4 protein-coding genes are annotated in these 4,121 nt (G+C 30.8%); 2 read left to right on the top strand and 2 right to left on the bottom strand.

The window, feature by feature from the left end:
• The coding region (locus ABY298_RS15280) for a cobalamin-dependent protein (protein WP_372746917.1) at positions 1 to 963 on the bottom strand (963 nt) is incomplete at its 3' end.
• A 141-nt stretch (positions 964 to 1,104) separates the two neighbouring features.
• Between ABY298_RS15280 and purU the strand changes: the two genes are divergently transcribed.
• Positions 1,105 to 1,959, top strand: coding sequence for a formyltetrahydrofolate deformylase (gene purU, locus ABY298_RS15275; RefSeq protein WP_372746916.1), 855 nt, complete (start codon positions 1,105 to 1,107; stop codon positions 1,957 to 1,959).
• Here purU and ABY298_RS15270 read toward each other — a convergent pair.
• A complete protein-coding gene (locus ABY298_RS15270; protein ID WP_372746915.1) occupies positions 1,952 to 2,278 on the bottom strand; it encodes a hypothetical protein in 327 nt (108 codons plus the stop codon). The genes purU and ABY298_RS15270 overlap by 8 nt on opposite strands.
• Before the next feature lie 193 nt (positions 2,279 to 2,471).
• Here ABY298_RS15270 and ABY298_RS15265 point away from each other — a divergent pair.
• On the top strand, positions 2,472 to 4,121 hold a 1,650-nt coding region (locus tag ABY298_RS15265; protein WP_372746914.1), incomplete at its 3' end, for a urocanate hydratase.

The raw sequence follows: 4,121 nt of genomic DNA, 5'->3' as shown, positions 1-4,121 counted from the left end.
TTCTGGTGTCATTACATACAATGATACATTAGAATGATCTATAATTTCAGTATCACTTTGTCCAATACCCGAAGTTTCTAAAATCACCAAATCAAAACCAGCAACTTTTAAAATATTTACAGCGTCAGTTACATGTTTTGAGAGTGCTAAATTTGCTTGTCTGGTAGCTAAAGAACGCATATAAACTCTATCGTTTTTAATAGAATTCATTCTAATTCTATCACCTAATAATGCGCCACCAGTTTTTCTTTTTGATGGATCTACAGATACAATGGCAATAGTTTTAGTAGGAAAATCAATTAAAAATCGTCTAACCAATTCATCAACTGTAGATGATTTTCCAGAACCTCCAGTTCCTGTAATTCCTAAAACAGGAATTTTAGACGTTGCGGCTTCCTGTCTAATTTCTTCAATAAATTTTAAATGTTTTTCAGAAAAATTTTCAGCAGCTGATATGGATTTTGCTATTTGTGTGTTATTTTTAAGGGCTAATTCTTCAGTTGAAAAATCAATTGTTTCTCCACTAGGAAAATCGCTTTTTTCAACCATGTCATTTATCATTCCTTGCAATCCCAACGCTCTTCCATCATCTGGAGAATAAATTCTGGTGATTCCGTACTCCATTAGTTCTTTAATTTCAGAAGGAAGAATAACACCGCCACCACCACCAAATATTTTAATTTGAGATGCGCCCTTTTCTTGTAATAAATCAAACATAAATTTAAAATACTCCATATGGCCACCTTGGTAAGAGGTAATAGCAATGGCATTTGCATCTTCTTGTATGGCGCAGTTTACAACTTCTTCTACACTTCTATCATGACCTAAATGAATAACTTCAACTCCAGTTGCCTGAATAATTCTTCGCATGATATTTATAGATGCATCATGGCCATCAAACAGTGATGCAGCAGTTACAATTCGTATTTTATTACTTGGTTTATATACTGATATTTTTTCCATTCTGTAATATTAGCTAGTATTTATACTGCAATTTATGATTTTTTTAAAATTATAACCATATAATTGTCAAATATCTAACTTTTGTAGGTTTGGTGTTGTTTCAACAAATTTTGTATAATTTTGACGCTTAAATTTTTTAAAATGAAACGAATAACAATTCTTATAAATTGTAATGATAAACAAGGAATTATTGCTTCTGTAACAACTTTTATTCAGCAACAAAGCGGAAATATTGTTTATATAGATCAACATGTTGATAGAGAAGATAGTATGTTTTTTATGCGTTTAGAATGTGAGTTTTCTAAAGAAATATTTTCTGTTGAGAATTTTAAACAAAGTTTTTCTACTACAATTGCAACTAATTTTGAAATGAATTGGCATTTATATGATTCTGATAAAAAACCAAAAATGGCCTTATTCGTTTCAAAATACGACCATTGCTTATATGATATTTTAAGTAGGTACAGCTCTAATGAAATGGAAGTTGAAATTCCGCTGATAATTAGTAATCATCCGGATTTAGAGCCTATTGCAAATAATTTTAATATTCCGTATTATTATATTAAAGTTACCAAAGAAACCAAAGAAGCTGCGGAAGATTTACAATTAAAATTATTGAAAGAATTTGAGGTGGATTTTATTGTGTTAGCAAGATATATGCAAATTTTATCGAGCAAATTAATACAAGATTATACTAATAAAATTATTAACATTCATCACTCGTTTTTACCAGCGTTTCCTGGTGCAAAACCGTATCATTCGGCCTATAAAAGAGGTGTAAAAATTATTGGTGCAACTAGCCATTATGTAACGGAAGACTTAGATGAAGGGCCAATTATTGAACAAGATATTACCAGAGTTACACATACTAATACCATAGCCGATTTTATTTTGAAAGGAAAAGACTTAGAAAAAATTGTTCTTTCCAGAGCTATTAAATTACACACCAAACGTAAAGTAATGGTTTATAAAAATAAAACCGTGGTGTTTATTTAAAATACTTTAAAAAAGCAAAATACTTTCTGTTTTTTAAATAGTTAAAATCACTTTCATTACTATAAGCTTCCTTTTCGAAGCTTATATTTTTATAGGCTTGTGCGTGATTTTTATATCGAATAAATTTAATTAGGTATTCAAAAAAATACCAAACAAAAAAGAAAATCCACAATAATTCTACTTGTTGTTTTAAGTGAATTTTTTCGTGGTTTATTAATTTTTTATCCACTTTCAATGCTTTGTTTTTCAAAAAAATGAAAGGATAAATTGCCATTCCACAAAATTTGGAAGGAAATATGTATTTAAAAATTAATATCATTGTTTAAACCACTTCAATTATCAAACCAAATTGAGTTATATTTGTGAAACACCAAATAAAAGAAATAATTTTGGACGTTTTTCACTTTAAATATAAAAAATGTATTTTGTTAACTCGTTTTAGAGTTGATATTCGTTATCCCTAGTTTTTTTGTAAGAATTTAGTAATTATAAAAATTTAAAAACTAGTAAAAATGACATTTCAAGAAACTATACAACAAGGAATTCCATCAGAATTACCAATTCCAAAAAAATACCAACCTACTATAAATCACGCTCCAAAGCGAAAAGATATTTTATCAAAAAGCGAAAAGGAATTAGCAATAAAAAATGCATTACGATATTTTGATAAAAAGCATCACACAATTTTAGCTAAAGAATTTGCTGAAGAATTAATGGAATATGGTAGAGTTTATATGTATCGTTTTCGACCAGATTATAAAATGTATGCAAGGCCAATAAGTGAATATCCTGGAAAATGTGAACAAGCAAAAGCAATTATGCACATGATTCAAAATAATTTGGATTATGCTGTGGCACAACATCCACATGAATTAATTACTTATGGAGGAAACGGTGCTGTTTTTCAGAATTGGGCGCAGTATTTGCTAACAATGCAATACTTAAGTGAAATGACGGATGATCAAACTTTAACAATATATTCTGGGCATCCAATGGGTTTATTTCCGTCACATAAAAATGCGCCAAGAGTTGTGGTTACTAATGGAATGATGATTCCAAACTACAGTAAACCAGATGATTGGGAAAAATATAATGCGTTAGGAGTTACACAATACGGGCAAATGACAGCTGGAAGTTATATGTATATTGGTCCGCAAGGAATTGTTCACGGAACAACCATAACCGTATTAAATGCGGGTAGAAAAATTGCAAAAAATAAAGAAGAGTTATCAGGAAAATTATTTTTAACATCGGGTCTTGGAGGAATGAGTGGTGCGCAACCAAAAGCAGGAAATATTGCAGGTTGCATTACTGTGTGTGCTGAAGTAAATCCAAAAATTACTGAAATTCGTTTATCGCAAGGTTGGATAGACGAGAAAATTTCAGATTTAAATCAACTAGTTGCAAGAGTTAAAAAAGCCAAAGAAAATTTAGAAGTAGTTTCCATTGCGTATTTAGGAAATATAGTGGAGGTTTGGGAGAAATTTGCTGATGAAAATGTGTATGTAGATTTAGGTTCTGATCAAACATCATTACATAATCCGTGGGCCGGTGGTTATTATCCTGTTGGAATTTCTTTTGAAGAAGCTAATGAATTAATGGCTTCAAACCCAGATTTGTTTAAAGAAAAAGTTCAAGAAAGTTTAAGAAGACAGGTAAAGGCAATTAATAAACACACAGCAAAAGGAACGTACTTTTTTGACTATGGAAATGCTTTTTTATTGGAATCGAGTAGAGCAGGAGCAGATATTATGGCTGAAAATGGCATCGATTTTAAATATCCGAGTTATGTACAAGATATTATGGGACCTATGTGTTTTGATTATGGTTTTGGGCCTTTTCGTTGGGTTTGTACTAGTGCAAATCCTTCAGATTTAGAAAAAACTGATGCTATTGCTTGTAAGGTTTTAGAGGAAATTAAAAAGAATTCACCTGAAGAAATACAACAGCAAATGGCTGATAATATTCAGTGGATTAAAGGTGCACAAGAAAATAAATTAGTTGTGGGCTCACAAGCACGCATTTTATATGCTGATGCTGAAGGAAGAATTAAAATTGCGGAAGCTTTTAACAATGCAATAAAAAGTGGTGAAATTACAGCGCCAATTGTATTGGGAAGAGATCATCACGATGTGTCTGGAACAGATTCTCCGTACAGAGAA

It is taken from the genome of Lutibacter sp. (genome assembly GCF_041596795.1).
GTDB lineage: Bacteria > Bacteroidota > Bacteroidia > Flavobacteriales > Flavobacteriaceae > Lutibacter.
Note: the sequence above shows the minus strand (reverse complement) of the source record. Positions and strands in the feature narration are given on the sequence as shown.